The 21,597-nt window shown below is 66.0% G+C and carries 21 protein-coding genes; 8 read left to right on the top strand and 13 right to left on the bottom strand.

Going from position 1 to position 21,597, the window contains the following annotated elements; all coding sequences use genetic code 11:
* Positions 1 to 17: 17 nt before the first annotated feature.
* The 7 genes from lpdA to mdh form a co-directional block, all read right to left on the bottom strand.
* On the bottom strand, positions 18 to 1,415 hold the full coding sequence (lpdA, locus tag ACIPPQ_RS02285; RefSeq protein ID WP_446542587.1) for a dihydrolipoyl dehydrogenase: 1,398 nt from the start codon (positions 1,413 to 1,415) through the stop codon (positions 18 to 20).
* A gap of 48 nt (positions 1,416 to 1,463) precedes the next feature.
* Positions 1,464 to 1,781 carry a hypothetical protein gene (locus ACIPPQ_RS02280; protein ID WP_446542586.1) on the bottom strand — a complete coding sequence of 106 codons (318 nt, stop codon included), beginning with the start codon at positions 1,779 to 1,781 and terminating at the stop codon, positions 1,464 to 1,466.
* Between the two features lie 4 nt (positions 1,782 to 1,785).
* On the bottom strand, positions 1,786 to 3,024 hold the full coding sequence (gene odhB, locus ACIPPQ_RS02275; RefSeq protein ID WP_446542585.1) for a 2-oxoglutarate dehydrogenase complex dihydrolipoyllysine-residue succinyltransferase: 1,239 nt from the start codon (positions 3,022 to 3,024) through the stop codon (positions 1,786 to 1,788).
* Between the two features lie 25 nt (positions 3,025 to 3,049).
* Entirely contained in the window at positions 3,050 to 5,872 is a 2,823-nt protein-coding gene (locus ACIPPQ_RS02270) for a 2-oxoglutarate dehydrogenase E1 component (RefSeq protein ID WP_446542584.1), read from the bottom strand.
* A gap of 82 nt (positions 5,873 to 5,954) precedes the next feature.
* Positions 5,955 to 6,245 (bottom strand): GIY-YIG nuclease family protein, encoded by a 291-nt coding sequence (locus ACIPPQ_RS02265; protein WP_294047981.1) that lies wholly within the window; start codon positions 6,243 to 6,245, stop codon positions 5,955 to 5,957.
* Between the two features lie 68 nt (positions 6,246 to 6,313).
* Entirely contained in the window at positions 6,314 to 7,204 is an 891-nt protein-coding gene (gene sucD, locus ACIPPQ_RS02260) for a succinate--CoA ligase subunit alpha (protein WP_327453466.1), read from the bottom strand.
* Between the two features lie 349 nt (positions 7,205 to 7,553).
* Entirely contained in the window at positions 7,554 to 8,516 is a 963-nt protein-coding gene (gene mdh / locus ACIPPQ_RS02255) for a malate dehydrogenase (RefSeq protein ID WP_446542583.1), read from the bottom strand.
* A 322-nt stretch (positions 8,517 to 8,838) separates the two neighbouring features.
* Between mdh and ACIPPQ_RS02250 the strand changes: the two genes are divergently transcribed.
* Positions 8,839 to 9,882, top strand: a complete 1,044-nt coding sequence (locus ACIPPQ_RS02250) for a polysaccharide deacetylase family protein (RefSeq protein WP_446542582.1) — start codon at positions 8,839 to 8,841, stop codon at positions 9,880 to 9,882.
* On the opposite strand, the gene zapE is transcribed toward ACIPPQ_RS02250, so the two are convergent.
* Genes zapE through ACIPPQ_RS02235 form a run of 3 tightly spaced genes read right to left on the bottom strand, consistent with a single transcriptional unit; the run spans position 9,879 to position 12,273 of the window.
* On the bottom strand, positions 9,879 to 11,006 hold the full coding sequence (zapE, locus tag ACIPPQ_RS02245) for a cell division protein ZapE (RefSeq protein ID WP_446542581.1): 1,128 nt from the start codon (positions 11,004 to 11,006) through the stop codon (positions 9,879 to 9,881). The genes ACIPPQ_RS02250 and zapE overlap by 4 nt on opposite strands.
* Positions 11,003 to 11,494, bottom strand: coding sequence for a PaaI family thioesterase (locus ACIPPQ_RS02240; RefSeq protein WP_446542580.1), 492 nt, complete (start codon positions 11,492 to 11,494; stop codon positions 11,003 to 11,005). Before ACIPPQ_RS02240 ends, zapE begins: the two co-directional genes overlap by 4 nt.
* Complete coding sequence (locus tag ACIPPQ_RS02235) at positions 11,491 to 12,273, bottom strand: succinate dehydrogenase iron-sulfur subunit (RefSeq protein ID WP_446542579.1); 783 nt, start codon at positions 12,271 to 12,273, stop codon at positions 11,491 to 11,493. The genes ACIPPQ_RS02240 and ACIPPQ_RS02235 overlap by 4 nt, the downstream gene beginning before the upstream one ends.
* Before the next feature lie 113 nt (positions 12,274 to 12,386).
* Between ACIPPQ_RS02235 and ACIPPQ_RS02230 the strand changes: the two genes are divergently transcribed.
* From ACIPPQ_RS02230 to ACIPPQ_RS02210, 5 genes are read left to right on the top strand one after another with little or no spacing between them, the layout of a single operon-like run.
* Positions 12,387 to 13,934 (top strand): lipopolysaccharide biosynthesis protein, encoded by a 1,548-nt coding sequence (locus ACIPPQ_RS02230; protein WP_446542578.1) that lies wholly within the window; start codon positions 12,387 to 12,389, stop codon positions 13,932 to 13,934.
* Positions 13,931 to 14,641 carry an HAD-IB family phosphatase gene (locus ACIPPQ_RS02225; RefSeq protein ID WP_446542577.1) on the top strand — a complete coding sequence of 237 codons (711 nt, stop codon included), beginning with the start codon at positions 13,931 to 13,933 and terminating at the stop codon, positions 14,639 to 14,641. Before ACIPPQ_RS02230 ends, ACIPPQ_RS02225 begins: the two co-directional genes overlap by 4 nt.
* Positions 14,641 to 15,780, top strand: a complete 1,140-nt coding sequence (locus ACIPPQ_RS02220) for a hypothetical protein (protein WP_446542576.1) — start codon at positions 14,641 to 14,643, stop codon at positions 15,778 to 15,780. The genes ACIPPQ_RS02225 and ACIPPQ_RS02220 overlap by 1 nt, the downstream gene beginning before the upstream one ends.
* Positions 15,777 to 16,877, top strand: coding sequence for a CDP-alcohol phosphatidyltransferase family protein (locus ACIPPQ_RS02215; RefSeq protein WP_446542575.1), 1,101 nt, complete (start codon positions 15,777 to 15,779; stop codon positions 16,875 to 16,877). Before ACIPPQ_RS02220 ends, ACIPPQ_RS02215 begins: the two co-directional genes overlap by 4 nt.
* Positions 16,874 to 17,302 carry an HIT family protein gene (locus tag ACIPPQ_RS02210; protein WP_446542574.1) on the top strand — a complete coding sequence of 143 codons (429 nt, stop codon included), beginning with the start codon at positions 16,874 to 16,876 and terminating at the stop codon, positions 17,300 to 17,302. Before ACIPPQ_RS02215 ends, ACIPPQ_RS02210 begins: the two co-directional genes overlap by 4 nt.
* On the opposite strand, the gene ACIPPQ_RS02205 is transcribed toward ACIPPQ_RS02210, so the two are convergent.
* From ACIPPQ_RS02205 to ACIPPQ_RS02195, 3 genes are read right to left on the bottom strand one after another with little or no spacing between them, the layout of a single operon-like run.
* A complete protein-coding gene (locus ACIPPQ_RS02205) occupies positions 17,290 to 18,054 on the bottom strand; it encodes a phosphocholine cytidylyltransferase family protein (protein ID WP_446542573.1) in 765 nt (254 codons plus the stop codon). The genes ACIPPQ_RS02210 and ACIPPQ_RS02205 overlap by 13 nt on opposite strands.
* On the bottom strand, positions 18,051 to 18,845 hold the full coding sequence (locus ACIPPQ_RS02200) for a nucleotidyltransferase family protein (protein ID WP_446542572.1): 795 nt from the start codon (positions 18,843 to 18,845) through the stop codon (positions 18,051 to 18,053). Before ACIPPQ_RS02200 ends, ACIPPQ_RS02205 begins: the two co-directional genes overlap by 4 nt.
* Positions 18,842 to 19,768, bottom strand: coding sequence for an alpha/beta hydrolase (locus ACIPPQ_RS02195; RefSeq protein ID WP_446542571.1), 927 nt, complete (start codon positions 19,766 to 19,768; stop codon positions 18,842 to 18,844). The genes ACIPPQ_RS02200 and ACIPPQ_RS02195 overlap by 4 nt, the downstream gene beginning before the upstream one ends.
* A gap of 122 nt (positions 19,769 to 19,890) precedes the next feature.
* Here ACIPPQ_RS02195 and ACIPPQ_RS02190 point away from each other — a divergent pair, with 122 nt between their 5' ends.
* On the top strand, positions 19,891 to 20,721 hold the full coding sequence (locus ACIPPQ_RS02190; protein WP_446542570.1) for a diacylglycerol/lipid kinase family protein: 831 nt from the start codon (positions 19,891 to 19,893) through the stop codon (positions 20,719 to 20,721).
* Complete coding sequence (locus tag ACIPPQ_RS02185; protein ID WP_446542569.1) at positions 20,718 to 21,566, top strand: metallophosphoesterase family protein; 849 nt, start codon at positions 20,718 to 20,720, stop codon at positions 21,564 to 21,566. Before ACIPPQ_RS02190 ends, ACIPPQ_RS02185 begins: the two co-directional genes overlap by 4 nt.
* The last annotated feature ends 31 nt before the right edge of the window (positions 21,567 to 21,597 follow it).

The following is a 21,597-nucleotide window of genomic DNA, read 5'->3' as shown; positions in this document are numbered from 1 at the left end:
CCCCCATTATGTTCGCGTCAGATGTGGATCGGTTTGCCCGTCACCGCCATCGCGGCTTCCTTGATTGCTTCGCTGTGCGTCGGGTGCGCGTGGCAGGTGTAGGCGATGTCTTCCGACGTGGCGCCGAATTCCATCGCCTGCGCGGCCTGCGCGATCATCGTGCCGGCAACGCTCGCGATACACCACACGCCGAGCACGCGGTCGCTCTTGGCGTCGGCGATGACCTTCACGAAACCGTCGGGCTCATGATTGGTCTTCGCGCGGCTGTTCGCCATCATCGGGAATTTGCCGACCTTGACCTCGCCCTTTTCCTTCGCCTGCTCTTCGGTCAGGCCGACGCCGGCGATTTCGGGCCAGGTGTAGACGACCGACGGGATGACGTCGTGGTTCACGATGCCCGTCAGCCCGGCGATATTCTCGGCGCAGGCGATGCCTTCGTCCTCGGCCTTGTGCGCGAGCATCGGGCCGGGGATCACGTCGCCGATCGCCCAGATGCCGGGGACCTGCGTGCTGAAGTCATGGTCGGTTTCGATCTGGCCGCGCTGATTGACCGCAAGGCCCGCCTTGTCGAGGCCAAGGCCATCGGTGTTCGGACGGCGCCCGATCGACACGAGCACGACGTCGGCTTCGAGCGTCTCGGCGTCGCCGCCGGCCGCGGGCTCGAGCGTCAGCACCGCCTTCTTGCCCTTGACGTCGGCCTTGGTGACCTTGGTCTTGAGCTTGAATTCCATGCCCTGCTTCTTGAGGATCTTGTTCGCTTCCTTGCGAACGTCGCCGTCCATGCCGGGCAGGATCTGGTCGAGGAACTCGACGACAGTGACCTTCGCACCAAGGCGGCGCCACACGCTGCCGAGTTCGAGCCCGATCACGCCGCCGCCGATGACGACCATGTGACCCGGAACCTTCGCAAGTTCGAGAGCGCCGGTCGAATCGACGATAATCTGCTTGTCGTTATCGACCTCGACGCCCGGAAGCGGGGTCACCGACGAGCCGGTCGCGATGATGATATTCTTGGCGCGATAGGCCTTGCCCGCGACTTCGACCGTGTCCTTGGACGTGAACTGGGCATAGCCCTTCAGCCAGTCGATCTTGTTCTTCTTGAACAGGAACTCGATGCCGCCGGTCAGGCCCTTCACCGCATCCTTGCGCTGGCCGTGCATCGTGCCGAGGTCGAGTTCGGGCTTCACCTTGATGCCCATCGCCGCCATAGCGCCGCCCGCCGCCGCCTCGAAATATTCCGAAGCGTGGAGCATCGCCTTCGACGGGATGCAGCCGACGTTGAGGCAGGTGCCGCCCAGCGTCTCGCGCCCTTCGGCGCACGCGGTCTTCAGGCCGAGCTGCGCCGCGCGGATCGCCGCGACATAACCGCCGGGACCCGAACCGATGACAAGGACGTCGTAGTCGTAATCAGCCATGTTCAATCTACCTCAATTTCTGCCTGGCACCGTCAACAGCGACTCCGCTCAAACGGGCAGCCCGGATTTCGCCGCGCATGACTTCATAACGGGTGCCGCCATTTCGGGCGACAGGCCGATCAGTTCAGATGCGCTATATTTCTTGATCAATTCGTCGGCCGCGCATTTGCAGACCTCGGCAGCGAGGCCGGCGGCCGCGCCGCCACCCTCGGCCGCGGCGCGGCACGATTCGCCGAAACTCTCGACAAAGCTGGTCCTGAGCCCGTCCTCGAACCCCTTCGCCATGCGGCTTTCGCCCTCGCCGCAGCCCGCGAGGGCGGCGGCGGCGAGGACCAGAATTGCGCGGATGGGGAGGAGCGCCGTCATCGGATCAAAGGTCGATCAGCAGGCGCGTCGGATCCTCGATCGCTTCCTTGATCGTCTTCAGGAAGGTCACCGCCTCGCGGCCGTCGATCAGGCGGTGGTCATAGCTCATCGCGAGATACATCATCGGACGGATCACGATCTCGCCGTTCCGCACGACCGGACGATCCTCGATGCGGTGGAGGCCGAGCACCGCCGATTGCGGCGGGTTGATGATCGGCGTCGACATCAGGCCGCCAAACACGCCGCCGTTCGAGATGGTGAAGGTGCCGCCGGTCATGTCGTCCATCGTCAGCGTGCCATCCTTGGCGCGCTTGCCGAGGTCGGCGATCGCCTTTTCGATGTCGGCGAACGACAGGCTGTCGGCGTTGCGCACGACGGGAACGACAAGGCCGTTCGGCGCGCTGACCGCGACCGAGACGTCGAGATAGTCGTGATAGACGATTTCGTCGCCGTCGATGCGCGCGTTGACCGCCGGAATGTCATGCGCGGCGAGCGCGACCGCCTTGGTGAAGAAGCTCATGAAGCCGAGGCGGACGCCATGCTTCTTCTCGAAGCTTTCGCGATATTTGTCGCGCGTCGCCATCACCGCCGACATGTCGACGTCGTTGAACGTCGTCAGCATCGCAGCGGTGTCCTGCGCCGCCTTCAGCCGCTTGGCGATCGTCTGGCGCATCCGCGTCATCTTGACGCGCTCCTCGCGGCGGCCCGGGGTACCGCTCGCGGCGGGCGCGGGCGCAGCGGCCGGAGCGGGGGCGGCCGCAGGCGCGGCGCTGGCGGCGGCGAGCACATCTTCCTTGGTCAGGCGGCCGTCCTTGCCGCTGCCCTGGATCTTCGTCGGGTCAACGCCATGTTCGAGCACGAGGCGGCGCACCGCGGGCGACATGGTCGTGACGGTGTCGACGCCATCGCTCGCCGGGGCAGCGGTCGCGGTGGGTGCCGGTGCGGCGACTTCCGCCTTGGCAGCCGGAGCAGGTGCGGCGGCGGGTGCCGGAGCAGCAGCCGCGCCGCCGGCTTCGACCGTCGCGATCGTCGCGCCGACGTTGACCGTGTCGCCGACCGCGGCGAGCTGCTGGCCCATCACGCCGGCGACGGGCGACGGCACTTCGACCGCGACCTTGTCGGTTTCGAGGCTCGCGATGGGCTCGTCGAGCGCAACGGCCTCGCCGGGCTTTTTCAGCCATTCGCCGATCGTCGCTTCGGTAACGCTTTCGCCCAGCGTGGGGACTTTGACTTCGGTGCTCATAGGTGCAGTTCCTTGGGGCTTAAGCTCAGGCTTTGTTCTTGGCGCGGCGGATTTCGGCGCGAACCGAAAGGCCGAGCGCATCGGCGACGAGCGCCGACTGTTCGGTCTGGTGGCGGCTCATCAGGCCCGTCGCAGGCGACGCGGCGGCAGCACGACCCGCATAACGCGGGCGCATGCCCTTGTGGCCTGCATTGGTCAGCGCTTCCTCGATCAGCTCGTTGACGAAGAACCACGCGCCATTGTTGCGCGGTTCTTCCTGCGCCCACACCACCTCTTCGAGGTTGGGCATCCGCTTCAGGCGGACGCTGAGCGGCTCACCCGGGAAGGGATAGATCTGCTCGACGCGGACGATGGTCGTGTCGGTGAGGCCCGCGGCGTCGCGCGCCTCCATCAGGTCGTAGCCGACCTTGCCCGAACAGAGCACGACGCGCTTGATGTCCTTGTCGGCGGGCGGTGTGCGATCGGACATCAGGCGGCGAAAATGCGCGTCGCCGATAAAGTCCGAACGCTGCGACACCGCGAGCTTGTGACGGAGCAGCGACTTCGGCGTCATGATGATGAGCGGCTTGCGGAACGGACGCAACATCTGGCGGCGGAGGACGTGGAAATAGTTCGACGGGGTCGAAATATTGCACACCTGGATATTGTCGCCTGCGCAGAGCTGGAGGAAGCGTTCGAGACGCGCCGAGCTATGCTCGGGTCCCTGCCCTTCGTAACCGTGCGGCAACAGCATCACGAGGCCGTTGGCGCGCAGCCACTTGGCCTCGCCCGACGCGATGAACTGGTCGATCATGATCTGCGCGCCGTTGGCGAAATCGCCGAACTGCGCTTCCCAGAGCACGAGGCTCTTCGGATCGGCCATCGCATAGCCATATTCGAAGCCGAGCACGCCATATTCGGAGAGCGGGCTGTCGAGCACCTCGAACCGGCCGTGCGGCACGGTGGTCAGCGGGATATATTTCGCCTCGGTCCGCTGGTCGACCCAGACCGCGTGGCGCTGGCTGAAGGTGCCGCGTCCCGAATCCTGACCCGACAGGCGGACCTGGTAGCCTTCGCTGAGCAGCGTTCCGAAAGCGAGGCTCTCGGCAGTCGCCCAGTCGAACACTTCGCCGTCGCTCTTGTCGGCGAACATCGCGCCGCGCGCGTCGATCACGCGGCGCAGCGTCTTGTGAACTTCGACGTCGGCGGGGATCGTCGTCAGCGTACGGCCGATCGAATCGAACAATTTGTCCGAAACGCCGGTCGCGATGTTACGGCGCGCGTTTTCGGGATCGGCGGGAGCGTGGAGCCCCGACCAGCGCCCGGCGAACCAGTCGGCCTTGTTGGGCTTGTAGCTTTTAGCCGATTCGAAGTCGGCTTCCAGCCGCGCGGTGAATTCGGCGCGGCGGGCGTCGGCCCAGCCCGCGTCGATCACGCCCTCGGCTTCGAGCTTCGTTGCGCAAAGCTGCGACACCGGCGGATGCTGGCGGATGCTCGCGTACATCAACGGCTGGGTGAACGAAGGTTCGTCGCCTTCGTTATGGCCGAAGCGGCGGTAACACCACATGTCGATCACGACGTCGCGCTTGAACTGCTGGCGGAAATCGATCGCGAGCTTGCACGCGAAGGTTACCGCCTCGGGGTCGTCGCCGTTCACGTGCAGGATCGGCGCCATCACGCCCTTCGCGACGTCCGACGGATAGGGCGACGAGCGCGCGAACTGCGGGCTGGTCGTGAAGCCGATCTGGTTGTTCACGATGAAGTGGATGCAGCCGCCGGTGTTGTATCCGCGGATGCCCGAGAAACCGAGGCATTCCCAGACGATGCCCTGCCCGGCGAACGCCGCGTCGCCGTGGATCAGCACGGGCAGCACCTGCTCATGCTTTTCGAGGTCGTCGCGCACGACCTGCTGGGCGCGGACCTTGCCGAGCACAACGGGATCGACCGCTTCGAGGTGCGACGGGTTGGGGACGAGCGACATATGCACCGACGCGCCGCCGAACTCGCGGTCGGTCGAGGTACCGAGGTGATATTTGACGTCGCCCGAACCGCCGATGTCGTCGGGGTTGGCGCTGCCGCCGGCAAATTCGTGGAAGATGATCTTGTACGGCTTTGCCATGACGTTCGCGAGCATGTTGAGGCGCCCGCGGTGCGCCATGCCGTACACGATTTCGCGCACGCCATACTGGCCGCCATATTTGATGATGGCTTCCATCGCGGGGATCATCGATTCGCCGCCGTCGAGACCGAAACGCTTCGTCCCGACATATTTGCGCGCGAGGAATTTCTCCCATTCCTCGGCCTCGATCACCTTGTTCAGGATGGCGCGTTTGCCCTCGACCGAAAATTCGATGATCTTGTCGGCGCCTTCCATCCGTTCCTGCAGGAACTGGCGCTCCTCGATGTCGGCGATGTGCATATATTCGAGGCCGACATTGCCGCAATAATTGGCGCGAAGGATCGCGACGATCTCGCGGATCGTCGCCTTTTCCAGCCCCAGCGTGCCGCCGATGAAAACCGGGCGATCCTGGTCGGCACCAACGAAGCCGTGGAATTCGGGGGTCAGGTCGGCGGGCAGTTCGCGCGTGCTGAGCCCGAGCGGATCGAGATTGGCCGCAAGATGACCGCGCACGCGATAGGTGCGGATCAGCATCATCGCGCGGATCGAATCGTCGGCGGCGCGCTCGACCTCGGCGCTCGACAGCGCGGCACCCGCCTTGGCGGCGGCGGCCTTCACCGCGACCTGCATCTGCTGCGGGTCGAGCGCGGCGGTCAGGTCGTCGCTGTCGATCTGGGGCCAGTTCTTCGGCGCCCAGCTCGGGCCAGCCTGCGGCTCGTCGATGTCGAAGCTTTGTCGTTCGAGGTTCATAGTCTTAAACTCGCAGTGCCCCTGCGAAGGCAGGGGCCCATCTCCTGGGGCCTAAACATGGTGCCGACGGAGCAGATTTTCATCAGCCCTGAATCGCGAACCACAAATCCCGCCAATCGGGATTTGTTTCCTCGATCATCCGCACCTTCCAACTTCGTTTCCATCGCTTAATCTGCAGTTCGCGTCTTCGCGCTTCCTGCAAATCCTCATGCGCTTCAAACCACACCAGAAGCACACAGCCATGGGTCTTCGTAAAACCCTCGATCAACATCGTGCGGTGCTGATAAACGCGCTGCACCAGCTTCGATGTCGATCCGGTATAGATGGCGCCGTTTTTGCGGTTCGCCATGATATAGACCGCGCCGCTCTTCATTCATCGCCCGGGCAGGAGATGGACCCCTGCCTTCGCAGGGGCACGTTGAACGAGCGGCACGATCTGAATTACACGCGTTCCTTCAGCACCTCGGCGAGGGTCGAGCCGAGTTCCGACGGGCTCGCCGACACCTTGATGCCAGCAGCTTCCATGGCCGCGATCTTGCTTTCGGCGTCGCCCTTGCCGCCCGACACGATCGCGCCGGCGTGGCCCATGCGGCGGCCCGGAGGGGCGGTGCGGCCCGCGATGAAGCCGGCCATCGGCTTTTTACGGCCGCGCTTGGCTTCGTCGATCAGGAATTGCGCGGCCTGTTCCTCGGCGTCGCCGCCGATTTCGCCGATCATGATGATCGACTTGGTCGCTTCGTCGGCGAGGAAGAGTTCGAGCACGTCGATGAAGTTGGTGCCGTTGACCGGATCGCCGCCGATGCCGACCGCGGTCGTCTGGCCGAGGCCGACGTTCGTCGTCTGGAACACGGCTTCATAGGTGAGCGTACCCGAGCGCGACACGACGCCGACGCTGCCCTTCGAGAAGATGCTGCCCGGCATGATGCCGATCTTGCATTCGCCCGGCGTCAGCACGCCGGGGCAGTTCGGGCCGATCAGGCGCGACTTCGAGCCCGAAAGCGCGCGCTTCACCTTGACCATGTCGAGCACCGGAATGCCTTCGGTGATCGCGACGATCAGTTCGATCTCGGCGTCGATCGCCTCGAGGATCGAGTCCGCGGCGAACGGCGGCGGCACATAGATGACCGACGCGGTCGCGCCGGTCGCGGCCTTGGCTTCCTCGACGGTGTTGAAGTTGGGCAGGCCGATATGCGTCGTACCGCCCTTGCCCGGCGTCACACCGCCGACCATCTGAGTGCCATAGGCGAGCGCCTGTTCGGTGTGGAAGGTGCCGGTGGCACCGGTCATCCCCTGCGTGATGACCTTGGTATTTTTGTCGATGAGAATAGACATTTTATTGCACCTCTAGGAAATTGGTTTTGCATTATCTCGTCGCCATGACGCAAAAGTCACATGAATTGCTGTTGCAATGCCAGTCAGTATGACCAAGGCGCCAAACGTCAGATAGGTCAAAGGGCTGAAAAGCAGATGCAAGAAAGCAAGGGCAAAACTGTCTCTGCTGCCACAGACATATCCTTGCTCCATCGCGCTACAACTCATCGTCCAGATCACCGCCAAACTGACACAGTATGTGAGGAAGAGCATTATGCTCCAAACCCTCAGATTGCCCCGGAAGCAGGCCCAAAAGAGCCCCGCGAACCAGGGCAATGCCAGCCACAGTTTGACATCATCCATGCCGAACTCAGGCGAGGCTCGAATCCAGCGCCTTGCACGCGTCGAGCAGTTCCTTGACCGCGTCGACCGAGACCTGCAGGCCCGCCTTGTCGGCGTCGTCGAGTTCGATCTCGACGATCTTTTCGACGCCGCCAGCACCGATCAGCACCGGAACGCCGACGTACAGGCCGTCGAGACCGTACTGGCCATCGACATAGGCGGCGCAGGGCAGGATGCGCTTCTGGTCACCCAGATAGGCTTCGGCCATCGCGATGCCCGAGGCTGCGGGCGCATAAAAGGCCGAACCGGTGCCGAGCAGCGCGACAATCTCGCCGCCGCCGCCGCGCGTGCGCTTGACGATCGCGTCGATCTTGTCCTGCGACGACAGGCCCATCTTGACGAGGTCGGGAACGGGAATGCCGTTGACGGTCGAATAGCGCACCACGGGAACCATCGTGTCGCCATGACCGCCGAGGACGAAGGTGTTCACATCCTTGACCGAGACGTCGAATTCGTCGGCGATGAAGTGGCTGAAGCGCGCCGAATCGAGCACGCCGGCCATGCCGACGACCTTATTGTGCGGCAGGCCCGAGAATTCGCGCAGCGCCCACACCATCGCGTCGAGCGGGTTGGTGATGCAGATGACGAAAGCGTCGGGGGCGTTCGCCTTGATGCCTTCGCCGACGGCCTTCATTACTTTCAGGTTGATGCCGAGCAGGTCGTCGCGGCTCATGCCCGGCTTGCGGGCGACACCGGCGGTGACGATGATGACGTCGGCGCCGGCGATGTCGGCATAGTCGTTCGTACCGGTGATCTTCGCGTCAAAACCCGCGATCGGGCCGACCTGCGACAGGTCGAGCGCCTTGCCCTGCGGCACGCCTTCGACGACGTCGAACAGGACGACATCGCCCAGTTCCTTCTGCGCGGCGAGCAGCGCCAGCGTTCCGCCGATATTCCCGGCTCCGATCAATGCGATCTTCTTGCGTCCCATGGCGCGCGGCACTCCCTTCCTGGCAAGCCCGGCAATTGGTTCACAGACCGGCGGGAGCACGGGCTAAAGCTCCGCTCCGGTCCCAAGACTGGCGACGCCCCTACGCCGATTCCCTTAAGGAAACAACCGCCAAAAGGACGAAAAACTGCGTTTCTTTGCTAATAGTTCGCAATAACGATAAAGCCTCTCGCGAGACACTCTCCAGATGGGAATAACGCTGCGATGTGACAAGCACGAAGCGATTGCGTGCACCATCTTTGGGGCAAATCCCGCAGCGGCGGGTTAACCCTCCCTTATCGCTGCGATGCTACGCGCGGGTAGCATGACGCGGGCGATCATCAGCTTCGACACCGAATTGTCGGCCGGCCTCTATCAACGGGGCGCCGACGCGCGCGCCAATTTCGAAAGCTCGATCCTCGGCCGCTGCCGCGACGGCGATTTCGGGATTCACTTCCAGATGGACATGCTCGAGCGCCACGGCCTTACCGGCGTGTTCTTCATCGATCCGATGCCCGCGCTCGTCTATGGCCCCGAAGTGATCGACGCGATCGTCCGCCCCGTCATCGCGCGCGGGCACGAGGTGCAGGTCCATATCCACACCGAATGGCTCGCCTTCGCGCGCTTCAACCCGGTCGGACGGCTCACCGGCCGCAACATCGGCGATTTCCCGCTGGCGGCGCAGAAAAAGCTGATCGCGCTCGCCCGCGACATCCTCGTCGGCGCGGGGGCGCCGAAACCGACGGCCTTTCGTGCCGGCAACTTCGGCGCGAACGATGACACGCTGCGCGCGCTCGCCGCGCTCGGTTTCCGTTTCGACAGCAGCTTCAACGGCGCGTACCAGGGCCATGGCTGCGACATCTCGCTCGACGCGGGCAACCTCGGGATGCGAGGCCACCACGGCGTGGTCGAGGTGCCGGTCAGCGGGCTGATGGACCGCGCGAGCCGTTTCCGCCCCGCACAGCTTTGCGCGATGTCCGAAGAGGAGATGCGCGATGCACTCGACCATAGCGCGGCGAGCGGTGCGATCCAGTTTTCGGCGTTCAGTCACAGTTTCGAATTATTGAGCCGCGACCGCGAAGTTCCGAACCGCCTCGCGATCTCGCGAATGGAAGCGCTGTGCCGCGCGGTTGCGGACGACGCACGCGTGACCAGCGGTGGCTTCGCAACGCTGCCCGGACCGCCCGCGCGCCCGGCGCGCATCGCCGTCGCCGCGCCCAAGCCGCTGCGCACGCTGCGGCGGACAATCGAGCAAGGTATCGGCCATCTCGTGCACGAGGTGCGCTACGTCCGCGACCTGATTTCGGTCACGGTCAATTCGTCACGCTGGGGAAAGGTCTTGGGCGGCGTTTTCCTCGCGATCGCCTAAGCGATCGCGCCTTCGGTGGATCCGTGGCCTAGCGCCAGATAATCGTCCGACTGCATTTCGGCCAGGCGGCTTGCGGTACGCTCGAATTCGAACGCCCCGTCGCCCGCGACATAAAGCTGGTCGGGCATCGCCGCGGCGCTCGCGAGCAGCTTGACCTTATATTCGTAGAGCGCGTCGATCAGCGTGACGAAGCGCGCGGCTTCGTTGCGGTTCTCGGGACCCATGCGCGGGATGCCGACGATGATCGCGGTATGGAAATGGCGTGCCACGGCGAGATAGTCCGCCGCGCCGCGTGCCTCGCCGCACAACCGCTTGAACGAAAACACCGCAACGCCCTTCAGCGCCTTCGGCACATGCAGCATCCGCCCGCCGCCGACGTCGAGTTCAAGGCTCGGGACATGCGCGCGGTCTTCGGGCGGATAGTCGGTAAGGCGGAAGAAGGCGGCGGACAATGCGGCGCTCGCCGTATCGTCGGCGGGAACGAACCAGCGCGCGCCGTCGCCGAGGCGGTCGCGGCGATAGTCGGTCGGGCCGTTCAGGCTCATCACGTCGAGCCGGTCCTCGACGAGCGCGATGAAGGGCAGGAAATGCTCGCGGTTGAGCCCGTCCTTGTAGAGATCGTTCGGCGGCCGGTTCGACGTCGCGACCATCGTCACCCCGCGGTCGATCAACGCGGTGAACAGGCGCGAGAGGATCATCGCGTCGGCGCTGTTGTTCACGACCATCTCGTCGAACGCGAGGCAGCGCGTATTTTCGGCGAGCGCGTCGGCGACGAGCGGGATCGGGTCGCCGCTCTCGCTCTTGCGCACCTCGCGCATCCGCGCATGGACGTCGAGCATGAAGGCGTGGAAATGGACGCGCTTTTTCCGCTGGATGGCGAGATGGTCGTAGAAAAGATCCATCAGCATCGACTTGCCGCGCCCAACCGCGCCCCATAGATAGACGCCGCGCAGCGCCGCGGGCTTGCGACCCGTCAGGCGCCACAGCAGGCTGCCACGCGGCGGCACCGCCTCCAGCTCGGCCTGCAGCCGGTTCAGCCGTTCGGCGGCGGCGCGCTGTTCGGGATCGGGCTTGAGTTCGCCCGCGGCGACGAGGGCGTCATAGGCCGCCAGAACGGTGATCACTTGCCGCTCGCCTTGCGGATCGTCCCGGCGAAGCTCAGCACGATATGGCTGTCGCCTTCGCCCTGCACGACGAGGCCGCGCAGGAAGATCAGGCGGCCGGTTTCGCGCACCAGCTCGACTACAGCATCCAAAGGTTCGCCGACACGGCCCGCGCCGACGAACTGGGTCGACAGGTCGAGCGTCACCGAATGGCCGGCGTTGAGCGAACCGAACTGATGCGACGCCGCGAACAGCGCGATGTCGACAAGCGCGAGCGTCACCGCGCCATGGACATTGTCGCCAAGGTTGCTGTGCTTGCGTTCGGGCAGCATTCGCACCCGCGCGCACGGCCGGCCGTCGGACGTCGGCGGTTCGGCGCGGACAGTCAGCGGTTCGATGAAGGCGTTGAAGCGCGTCGGGTCCTTGAGGTTCCAGCTAACCCAACCATCGTCCAGCGCCTCCGCGCTGAAATGGTCCCGTCGCTTCGGTTCCTCGATCCCGTCGTTCACACCTGCCGCTCGGCCTCGAGCTTCTTGATCTCGGCGATCGCGCGCGCGGGACTCAGGCCCTTGGGGCAAGCGTTCGAGCAGTTCATGATCGTGTGGCAGCGATAGAGGCGGAACGGATCCTCGAGTTCGTCGAGCCGTTCGCCGGTCATCTCGTCGCGGCTGTCGGCGAGCCAGCGATACGCCTGGAGCAGGATCGCGGGGCCGAGGAACTTGTCGCTGTTCCACCAATAGCTCGGGCAGCTCGTCGAGCAGCAGGCGCACAGGATGCACTCGTAGAGGCCGTCGAGCTTTTCGCGCTCGGCGGGCGACTGCAGTCGTTCCTTGCCGCTCGGCGTCGTCGTCTTGGTCTTCAGCCAGGGCTCGATCGACGCATATTGCGCGTAAAAATGGGTGAAGTCGGGGACGAGGTCCTTGATCACGTCCATCGCCGGCAGCGGGGTAATCGTGACGTCGCCCTTCAGATCCTCGATCGCGGTCGTGCAGGCGAGGCCGTTCTTGCCGTTCATGTTCATCGAGCAGCTGCCGCAAATGCCTTCGCGGCACGACCGGCGGAAGGTCAGCGTCGAATCCTGCTCGCTCTTCATCTTGATGAGCGCGTCGAGGACCATCGGGCCGCATTTTTCGGTATCGATCTCGAACGTGTCGAAATGCGGGTTCTGACCCTTGTCGGGGTCGTAGCGATAGACTTTGAATTTCTTGACGGCGGTCGCGCCATCGGCCTTGTGGACCTTGCCCGTCTTTTGCGGGCGGCTGTTCTTGGGCAGGACAAATTGAGCCATATCGCGGTCTTCCCTATGCAATCGCGCGCTGCCTAGACCCGATTGGCAGAGTCGACAAGAGGGTGAAGCGCGAAAGCCGCTGGCAGGCGCGCGGGCAAGGCGCTAGGGCGGCGATGATGAGCGAAAGCGCCGACCAGCCCGCCGTTACCAGCCGCAGCGTCGCGCGCGGGCTCGGCACCACCGTGCTGGCCCGGCTCGGCGCAGTGGTCGAGATCGTCGCGCAGCCGCTTTATGTCCTGATGTTCGGGCTGGCCGGATACGGCCTCTATGCCGTGCTGTGGGCAACGATCAACCTGCTCGAGAATATCTTCGACCTCGGCATGACCAGCGCGATGCAACGCACCGTGCCGCAATCGGCGAGCGACGCCGACGCCGCGGCGGCGCTGCGCACCGCGATGCTCTTCGGCGTCGGTCCATGCCTGGTCGTCGCAGCGCTGATCGCGATCTTTGCAGCCGAGCTCGGCCCGCTGCTCAACGTCGCGGCGAAGGACCGCGACCTCGTCACGCCGGCGATCCGCATCTTCGTCTGGGCGCTCCCGCTGTGGGCCTTTGTCGAAATCGCAACCTCGGCGCTGCGCGCGCGCATGGTGTTCGGCGCCGAAATCCGCCTCCGGATCGTCTGGGAACAGATCATGCGGCTGGTGTTCGCGGGATTGTTCTTCGCGGGCGGGCTCGGGCTCAAGGGGCTGTTCATCGCGCATCTCTGTTCGCTGGCGATCACCGCGGCGCTCAGCGTCCGCCTGCTCGCGCGCCACTACAGCCTCGCCGATATGTGGCGCGGCCCACGGGCGAGCAACACGGCGCGCAACACCTTCTGGGCCGGGCTGTCGATCCTGCCATCGAACATCATCGCGCGCCTGTTCGGCGACGCGCCCGCGCTGATCCTCAACCTGTTGCTGCCCGGCGCGGCGGGCGCGGCGGCGGCGGGGCTGTTCACCATCGCGCGCAAGCTGTCGAGCGTCGTCCAGCTCGTCCGGATCGCCTTCACCTATGTCATGGCACCGCTCGCAGCCAGCGCCGAGCGGCAGGACCGGCGGCAGGTCGCCGACATCTACGCCTATGCGACGCGGCTGATATCGGCGATCGCGCTGCCACTCGCGGCGGTGCTCGCAGCGGGGAGTACCTCGTTGCTCAGCCTGTTCGGCGATCAGGCGCAGGGCGCGCAGGCGGCGCTGATCACTCTGCTCTTCGCGCGCGCCGCCGAAGCCGTGCTCGGGATTTCGGCGCCGGTGCTGCAAGTCGTCGCGGCCTTCCGGCACCAGCTCACCGCCAGCATCTTCGGCGTCGCAGTCGCGCTCGGCACCGGCTGGCTGATCGTCGGGCATCTCGACGCGTTGACGGGAGTGACGCTCGCGACCGCGACCGGCCTCGTGGTCATGGCTGCCGTCCCGATGCTCCAGCTCGCGATCACCGAAAGACTCCAGCCGTTCGATGCGCAATTCCCGGGCGTCGCGCTCCGCGGGCTCGTGGTCACGGCCGCCGCGGGCGTGGCCGCGCTGTTCGCAAGCCGCCTGCCCGACCCGGTCGCGCTGCCGCTGATCGTGCTGATCGCCGCGGCGTCGATCTGGCTCGCGCTCCGCTTCGCCCTCCCGCTCGCCGACCGCACCTCGCTGGGCAAGACCGGCCGCACGCTGCGGCTCTTCGAACGCGAGGCGCCATGACCGACGCCGTCCCGCCCGCGGGCGTCGCGATCTATGATCTCGACCGCACCATACTCCGCAAGCCGACCTTCACGCTCTTCCTGCTTTGGGCAGCGTGGCGCGAAGCGCCGTGGCGCCTGCTTTTGCTGCCCGCGCTCGCGGCGCTGATGATCGGTTATGCGCTGCGCCTCTACGGCCGCGACCGGTTCAAGCCCGCCGCCATCCGCCTGATGCTGGGCAGGCGCATCGCGCCGACACGCGCCAGCGCGCTCGCCGCCGCTTTCGCCGCGTGGCGCGTGCCGCGCGACGTCCCGCCGGGCGCCGCGGCGTGCATCGCGCGCGACCGCGCCGAAGGGTACCGGTTGCTGATGGCGACCGCAGCGCCCGAATTCTACGCGGGCGCGATCGCCGACGCACTGGGCTTCGACGCGATCGTCGCCTCGCGCCACCACCGCGATGCCGAAGGGAACTGGCTTTCGCTGCTCGACGGGCCCAATTGCTATGGCGAGGAAAAGGCGCGGCGCGTCGCCGAGTGGCTTGCGGCCAACGCCGCGCACGGTGCCCCCCATATCCGCGCCTATTCGGACCATGTCAGCGACGCGCCGACCTTTGCGCTCGCCAGCGAGGCCTGGCTGGTCGGGCGCGGCGACAAGTTCGTACGGCTGGCCGCGAAGCATGGCTGGCGGGTTGCCGATTTCGAGGATGCGACAGCGGGGAGGCTCCCCTGATGCGCACGCTGTTCCTGTTCATCGGCGAACCGCACCAGATTTTCCACGCGCTGCCGATTGCCGCCGAGATGGCGGCGGCCGGAGAGGAGGTCGAGGTTGCGGTCGCGAGCGGCAACCATCTGCGCATGGTCGAACAGGTCGCGCTCGCCTATCCGGGCTTTGCGCCGCGCATCACCATGCTTGGCCAGCGCGGCGTCGCGCGCTGGCTGCGCGACTGGGGTCTGTTCCGCAATCCGCGGCTTCCGATGCTGTTCGGCGCGCTGCCGTTCCTGCGCGGCTTCGATGCGATTGTCGTGCCCGAACGGACGACGACGGCGATCCGGCATTTCCTGCCGCGCCGCACGCGGCTGATTTTCACCCCGCACGGCGCAGGCGACCGTGCGATCATGCTCGACCCGCGCGACCGGCATTTCCATTTCGTGCTCGTCGCGGGCGAAAAAAGCGAACAGCGGCTGCTGGGCGCGGGGACGATCCGGCCGGGGCATTATGCCGTGAACGGCTATGTGAAGCTCGACCTGATGCCGCGGCTTCAGGCGGCACGCGCGCCCCTGTTTGCGAACGGCCGGCCTACGGTGCTTTACGCCCCGCACTTCCGGCGCGACCTGTCGTCGTGGGACCGCTTCGGGCGCGACCTGATCGCGTGGTTCGCTGCGCAGGACCGCTATAATCTGGTCGTCGCGCCGCACGTCCGCCTGTTCGCCGAGGCGAGCGACGCCGAGCGCGCGGCCATCGAGCGGCTCGCGGTGCCGGGCAAGATCCTGATCGACCTCGGGTCCGACCGGCTGTTCGATATGAGCTATACCAGCGGCGCCGACATCTATATCGGCGACGTCAGCAGTCAGGTGTACGAGTTTCTCGCCACCCCGCGCCCGTGCCTGTTCCTCAATGCGCATCGCGTTCCTTGGCAGGGCGATCCCGATTATCTGTTCTGGACGCTCGGCGACGTCGTCGACGATCTGGCCGACCTGCCGGCGGCGCTCGACGCGGCGCCCGCGCACCATGAGCGCTACGCCGACGCGCAGCGCGAACGGCTCGCCGAATCGATCGGCGGCGACCCCGCCGGCGCCGCGCGGCGCGGTGCCGAGGCGATTTCGGCCTTTCTTGCAAAGGACGCCCTACAGGATAAGAGCGGCGGATGACCGACGCAAACTTGCCCGCGCTGTCGCCGATCGGCGAAAATCCGACCCCGATCTGGGGCATGTCCAACACTGAGCGGCTGCGCCGCCTCGCACGCGCCGAGGGATTGCCCGAAACCGCGAGACCGTCGGGCGCGCATATCTACGCCAACCTCGCCTATGTTTTCGACCCCGTGTGGCTGCGCCATATCGTGCCGCTTCCGGGTACCGTCGTCATGGACGGCGACGAGCTGGTGCTTGCGCATCTTCCCGGCGGACTGCGCCCGGAAGATATCGCGCAGCACCGCAGCGAACTCACGATCATCGACTATCGGGGCAATCCGCAAATCTATAACCGCCAGCTCCGCAAGCTCGACTGCCCGTTCATCCAGCGGCTGACGCCCGAAACGCGGCGCGCGATCGAGCGGAAAAGCTATTTCGGCGCGTACAAGGGTGTCACCGACGCGCTGACCAAATATCTGTGGCCCGAACTCGCGCTGTGGCTGACGCGGATCGCCGCGAGCATCGGCATGACACCGAACATGGTGACCGCGATCGGCGCGACGCTGTGCGTCTATGCGACATATCTGTTCGCCTATGGCCATTATTGGCAAGGGATGCTCGCGGGCTTCGTCTTCATGGTGCTCGACACCGTCGACGGAAAGCTCGCGCGCTGCACGATCACCTCGTCGAAATGGGGCAATGTCGCCGACCATGGCGTCGACCTGATCCATCCGCCCTTCTGGTGGTATTTCTGGGGTGTCGGGCTCGGCACCTGGGGACTCGCGCTGTCGACGCAGGCCTTCGCCTGGGTGATGGCCGCGGTCGTTGCGGGCTATGTGCTCCAGCGCGTGATCGAGGGGCTGTTCATCAAGGATTTCGGCATGGACATCCATGTCTGGGAGAGGTTCGACAGCCGGTTCCGCCTGATCACCGCGCGGCGCAACCCGAACATGGTCATCCTGTTCTTCGCGACACTCGCCGGGCGCCCCGATATCGGCCTGATCCTGCTCGCATGGTGGACGATCATCTCGCTGGTCGTCCATGCGGTGCGGCTGGTGCAGGCCTATGCCGTCAAACGTTCGGGCCGCCCGATCACCAGCTGGATGGAAGAAGCATGAACGACACGATCGCAAAATTCGGCCATCCCGCGACGCTGATCGCCGAATATGCGCATTGGGTCGTGCTGCTGCGTCCGGCGCAGCCGACGCTCGGCGCGCTCGTTCTGGCGGCGAAATCGGACGCGACGGCGTTCGGCGACCTGCCGGCCGAAGCGCATGCCGAACTCAAGGTCGCAACCGCCGCGATCGAAGCCGCGCTGGGCGAGGCGGTCGGCTATGCGAAAATCAACTATCTGATGCTGATGATGGTCGATCCGCACGTCCATTTCCACGTCCTGCCGCGCTATGATGGCGAACGCAGCGGGGCTGGCCTGACGGTGGCCGACGCCGGCTGGCCGGGTCAGCCCGACCTCGGGCAGGCCATCAAACTCGACGAAGCCCAGACCACTGAACTCGTCGGCTGGCTCAAACCCTATTTCGCGTAGCGGCCTTCGGCGGCCCATTTCGCGGTAAGCGCATCGGCGGCTTCGACATCCTGCGGGAAGTCGACTTCCTGCCATTCGAGCCCCTCGATCGACACGGTGCCGACGCGGTTGCCCTTGGCGATGATGTCGATCGCGCGCAGGTACCAGCGCTCGACCCCGTCGGGGGTGCGCATCATCTGGTCGACCTGGTTGCGGAAGATCGAGGGGCCGTCGCCGACGAACGCGAGCATCCCGATCGACTCGGCATTGGTGTCGGGGGGCAAAAGCCGCTTGCCGATGTGATGCAGCCGCCCCTCGGCGTCGCGGTTCACCTTCATGTCGTCGTCGTCATAGTCGGCCTTGACGTCGACCGTGACGTTGATCGGCTCGTTCGCGCCCGCGATCAGCTTCGCGACAATCTCGTCCGAAATGATGGTGTCGCCGTTGAGGATGATGAAGTCGCGGTCCATCTCCTCGCGCGCGATCCAGCAGGTGCCAAGATTGTCGGCGACCTGAAAGAAGGGATTGAACAGGGTGCGAATGCGCGCGCCGGTGTCGCGGTAGAGCTGGAGCGCATGGTCCTCGACGCGTTCGGTGCGAAAGCCCGTGACGACGACGATGTCCTTGATCCCGTTCGCGACGAGCGCCGCGACCTGCCAGCTGATGAGGCTGCGGCCGTTGAACTCGATCAGGCATTTGGGAATGTCGCGGGTCAGCGGCAGCAGGCGCGAGCCCTGCCCGGCCGACAGGATGATGGCTTTGTCGATGCTCATAGGGGCTGGCCTATAGCCGCTTCCCGCCGTGCGGCAAATATCGCTTCGATCAGTTCGATGTCCGAAGGTTTGTCGGCGTCGATGCACGCCTCGGCCTCCGACATCGGCACGACCTTCGCGTTGAGGCCGAAACGGAGGCCGGCGCGCGCCACCCCCTGCTGGATCGTGAAGAGGCGAAGCAGCGCGCCGAGCAGCAGCCACGGGCCGAAGGCCGCGATGATCTTGAGCCCCTTTTTTCGGTCGCGTTCGATGCGACCCCAGAAATCGAGCAACGGCAAGACGCGGCGCCCGCGCAGGCGGAACATGTTCGCCCCCGACCACCAGCCGCCGCGAAATTTGAGCCAGGTGCGCTGCGACTGCGGATAGCGCGCGAGCAGGACATCGCGCTCGACCATCGCGACCGCGACATCGCTGTCCGCAGCACCGCCCAGGAATTCGGCGACCATCGTCGGCGTCAGCAATACATTGTCGGCGGTGGTGACGAACAGCGGATCGTCACCGGGCGGCAGGGCGGCGGCGAGCGAGCTGCTAATCCCCTGCCCCGAATCCGAAAAATGCAGGTCGGCGAACCCGGCAAGGCCCGGCTCGGCCGCGAGTTCGGCGCTTTTCTGCGCGAGGATCGTGATCGGCCCGACCAGCGGCGATCCGCGCAGCGCCGTTACGACATGGACAAGCATCGCCTGCCCCCCGATCGGAAGCAGCGCCTTTGTCGATACGCCGCTGCCCGTCAGCAAGGGGTCGGGGCCGGGCCGGCTGCCGGCAAGGACGATCGCCGGGATCGGGGCGCTCACTGGGCCGCGTCCGATGCGGGCGCGATGCGGCGGCCGGTCACCCCGCGCAGGAAATCGGTCGCCTCTTCGAGCACCGGCCCCTTGTTCTGGAACGGCGCGGCAAGCGCCATCACGATGCCGGTATGCCCCATGCCCGGATAGATGCGCAGCGTCACCGGGCCGCCCGCCTTCTCGATCGCGGCGGCGAGGTTCTGGCTGTTGCGCGGGCGCACCGTGTCATCCTCATCGCCCGTCGCGAGCCAGAGCGGCGGCGCATCACCGCGCGCGAAATGGATCGGCTGCGTCTTCTCGAGCGGCCGCACCTTCCCCATCGCCCTGTCGCCACGGCCACCCTTTTCGAGCGGCAGGAAGTCATAGGGTCCGGCAAGCCCCGCGACGCCGCGGATGATCGACGGATCGCTCTTTGCCGCGCGCAGCCACTGCGGGTCGAGCGCAAGCATCGCGGCGTTATAGGCCCCCGCCGAATGCCCCATCAGCGCGATCCGGTCGGCGTCGCCGCCGAGCGTGGCGATATGCTCGTGCGTCCATGCGACCGCAGCGGCGCTGTCCTCGATAAAGTCGGGCCAATGCGCCTTGGGCACAAGGCGATAGTCGGGGATCACGACAACGAAGCCCTGCCGCGCCAGCGCGCGCCCGGCAAAGCCGTAACTGTCCCGCTCGCCGCTGTCCCAGCCGCCGCCATAGAAAAAGACGATCACCGGCAGGCGGTCGCCCTCTTTGAGGCTATCGGGCACCCAGATGTCGAGCGACTGGCGCGGCCCGCGGCCATAGGGCTGGTCGCCGAGCAGCAGCCGCGCGCCGTCGCCCTGCCCGAGCAGCCGATCGGCCATGTTGAGCGACTTCGCGCCGCCCGCGACGATCATCTTCGCCCCGCCGCCAAACAGCAGCACGAGCAGGATCACCACGAAAAGGAATTTGATCAACCGTCGTCCTCTGGAAACCGGCCCCGTCATCCTCCGCGCCCTACAGGGCGGCGGTTCGGCGAACAAGCGGCTGCGCGACAAAGCGCCGCGACCTTTTCCGCGTTCGCGCGTAGGACATGGCAATGACCAGCCCCTTCTCTCGCCCCGCCCTTGTCTGCAACAGCCAGAGCGGCAGCCATGACGACGCCATTCTTGCCGAGATCGCGGAAGGCTGCCGCGCGGCAGGGACGCCGCTCATCGCCATCTTCGCATTGCCCGACGACGATATTCCCGGCGCGGCAGAACTGGACCGGCAGGGCATCGACCTGCTGCTCGTGTGGACGGGCGACGGGACGATCAATGCCGCGGCGCGCGGTGCGGCGGGCTGGGACGGCGCGATCCTGCCGTTGCCCGGCGGCACGCTCAACCTGTTATCGAAGGCGCTGCACGGCGACCGCGCCGTGGTCGAGATATTGGCCGATGCATTGCAAGGCACGGGTCGGCGCGGTCCGATCCCGACGATTCGGGCGGATGGCGGGGACGCGTTCATCACCGTCGTCGCGGGGCCGGCGACGCGCTGGGCCGAGGTGCGCGAAACGATGCGGCAGGACGGGCTGATCGAGGCGAGCCGCGCGGCGCCCGACGCGCTCGATGCGATGACCAATGCTCCCGGGGTCAGGGTCGCGGGGCATGACACGGCCTATCCTGCGGTCATCCTCACCCCCACGCCCGAAGGCATCCGTGCCGACGGGATTTTGACCGAAGGCACGGGCGACGTGCTGCGCCACGGCCTCGCATGGCTGGGCGGCGATTTTCGCGACGGGCCGAGCGAAGAAATTGCGTGCGCCGCGACGATCACCCTCGAAAGCGAGGCGCCGATCAGCCTCGAATATGATGGCGAGATGGACGAGGCCCCTTCGCCGGCCCGCTTCGATCTGGGGGCGAGCGCGGTGGATTTTCTGGCGACGGCATGACGCGGCTCTTCCATATCAGCGACCTGCATTTCGGGCTCGAGGACCCTGCCGCGCTCGGCTGGTTCCGCGAATGCGTGCGCCGCGAGCAGCCCGACGCAGTGCTGATCACCGGCGACCTGACGATGCGCGCGCGCAGCCATGAATTCGCCGCGGCGTGCGACTGGATCGGCGCGCTCGATGTGCCGGTAACAGTCGAGGTCGGCAATCACGACCTCCCCTATTTCAACCCGATCGAGCGCTTCTTCTGGCCCTATCGCCGGATTCGCGGAATCGAACGGCTCGTCGAACGCGAACTCGACCTGCCCGGCGTCGCGGTGGTGCCGCTGAAGACGACGGCGCGCGCGCAGTGGCGATTCGATTGGTCGAAAGGCTGGGTGACGCCCAAAGCGCTCGCCAAGACACTCGCCGCGATCGACGCCCTGCCGCGCGGAACCACAGCGCTCGTGACCGCGCACCACCCGCTCGCTGAGGCGGGTACGCGCGGCCGCGCGCTCACCCGCGGCGGCGCGCGCGCGCTTCGCGAACTCGCGGCGCGCGGGGTCGCCGCTGTGCTCACCGGCCATGTCCACGATGCCTTCGACCTCGTCGCACAAACCGACGCCGGACCGATCCGCATGATCGGCGCGGGCACGCTGTCGCAGCGGATCCGGTCGACCCCGCCGAGCTTCAACGAACTGCGCATCGACGGCGGTGCCATCACCGTGCGCGTGCGCAACGTCGAAGCGGTTCCGACCCCCGATATGCAGATTCCCGATATCCCGCCCGACGCCTTGCCGCCGCGCGAACCGGGCGAGCCCGTCGCGCCCATCCAGGCGGTGCCGCCGGTCGATCCCCCCATCCATTGACGCGGCGCCTTATCCCGTTACGTTGCAAGAA

The sequence above is a fragment of the Sphingopyxis sp. LARHCG72 genome (genome assembly GCF_052871675.1).
This window is presented reverse-complemented; position numbering and strand designations above follow the sequence as displayed.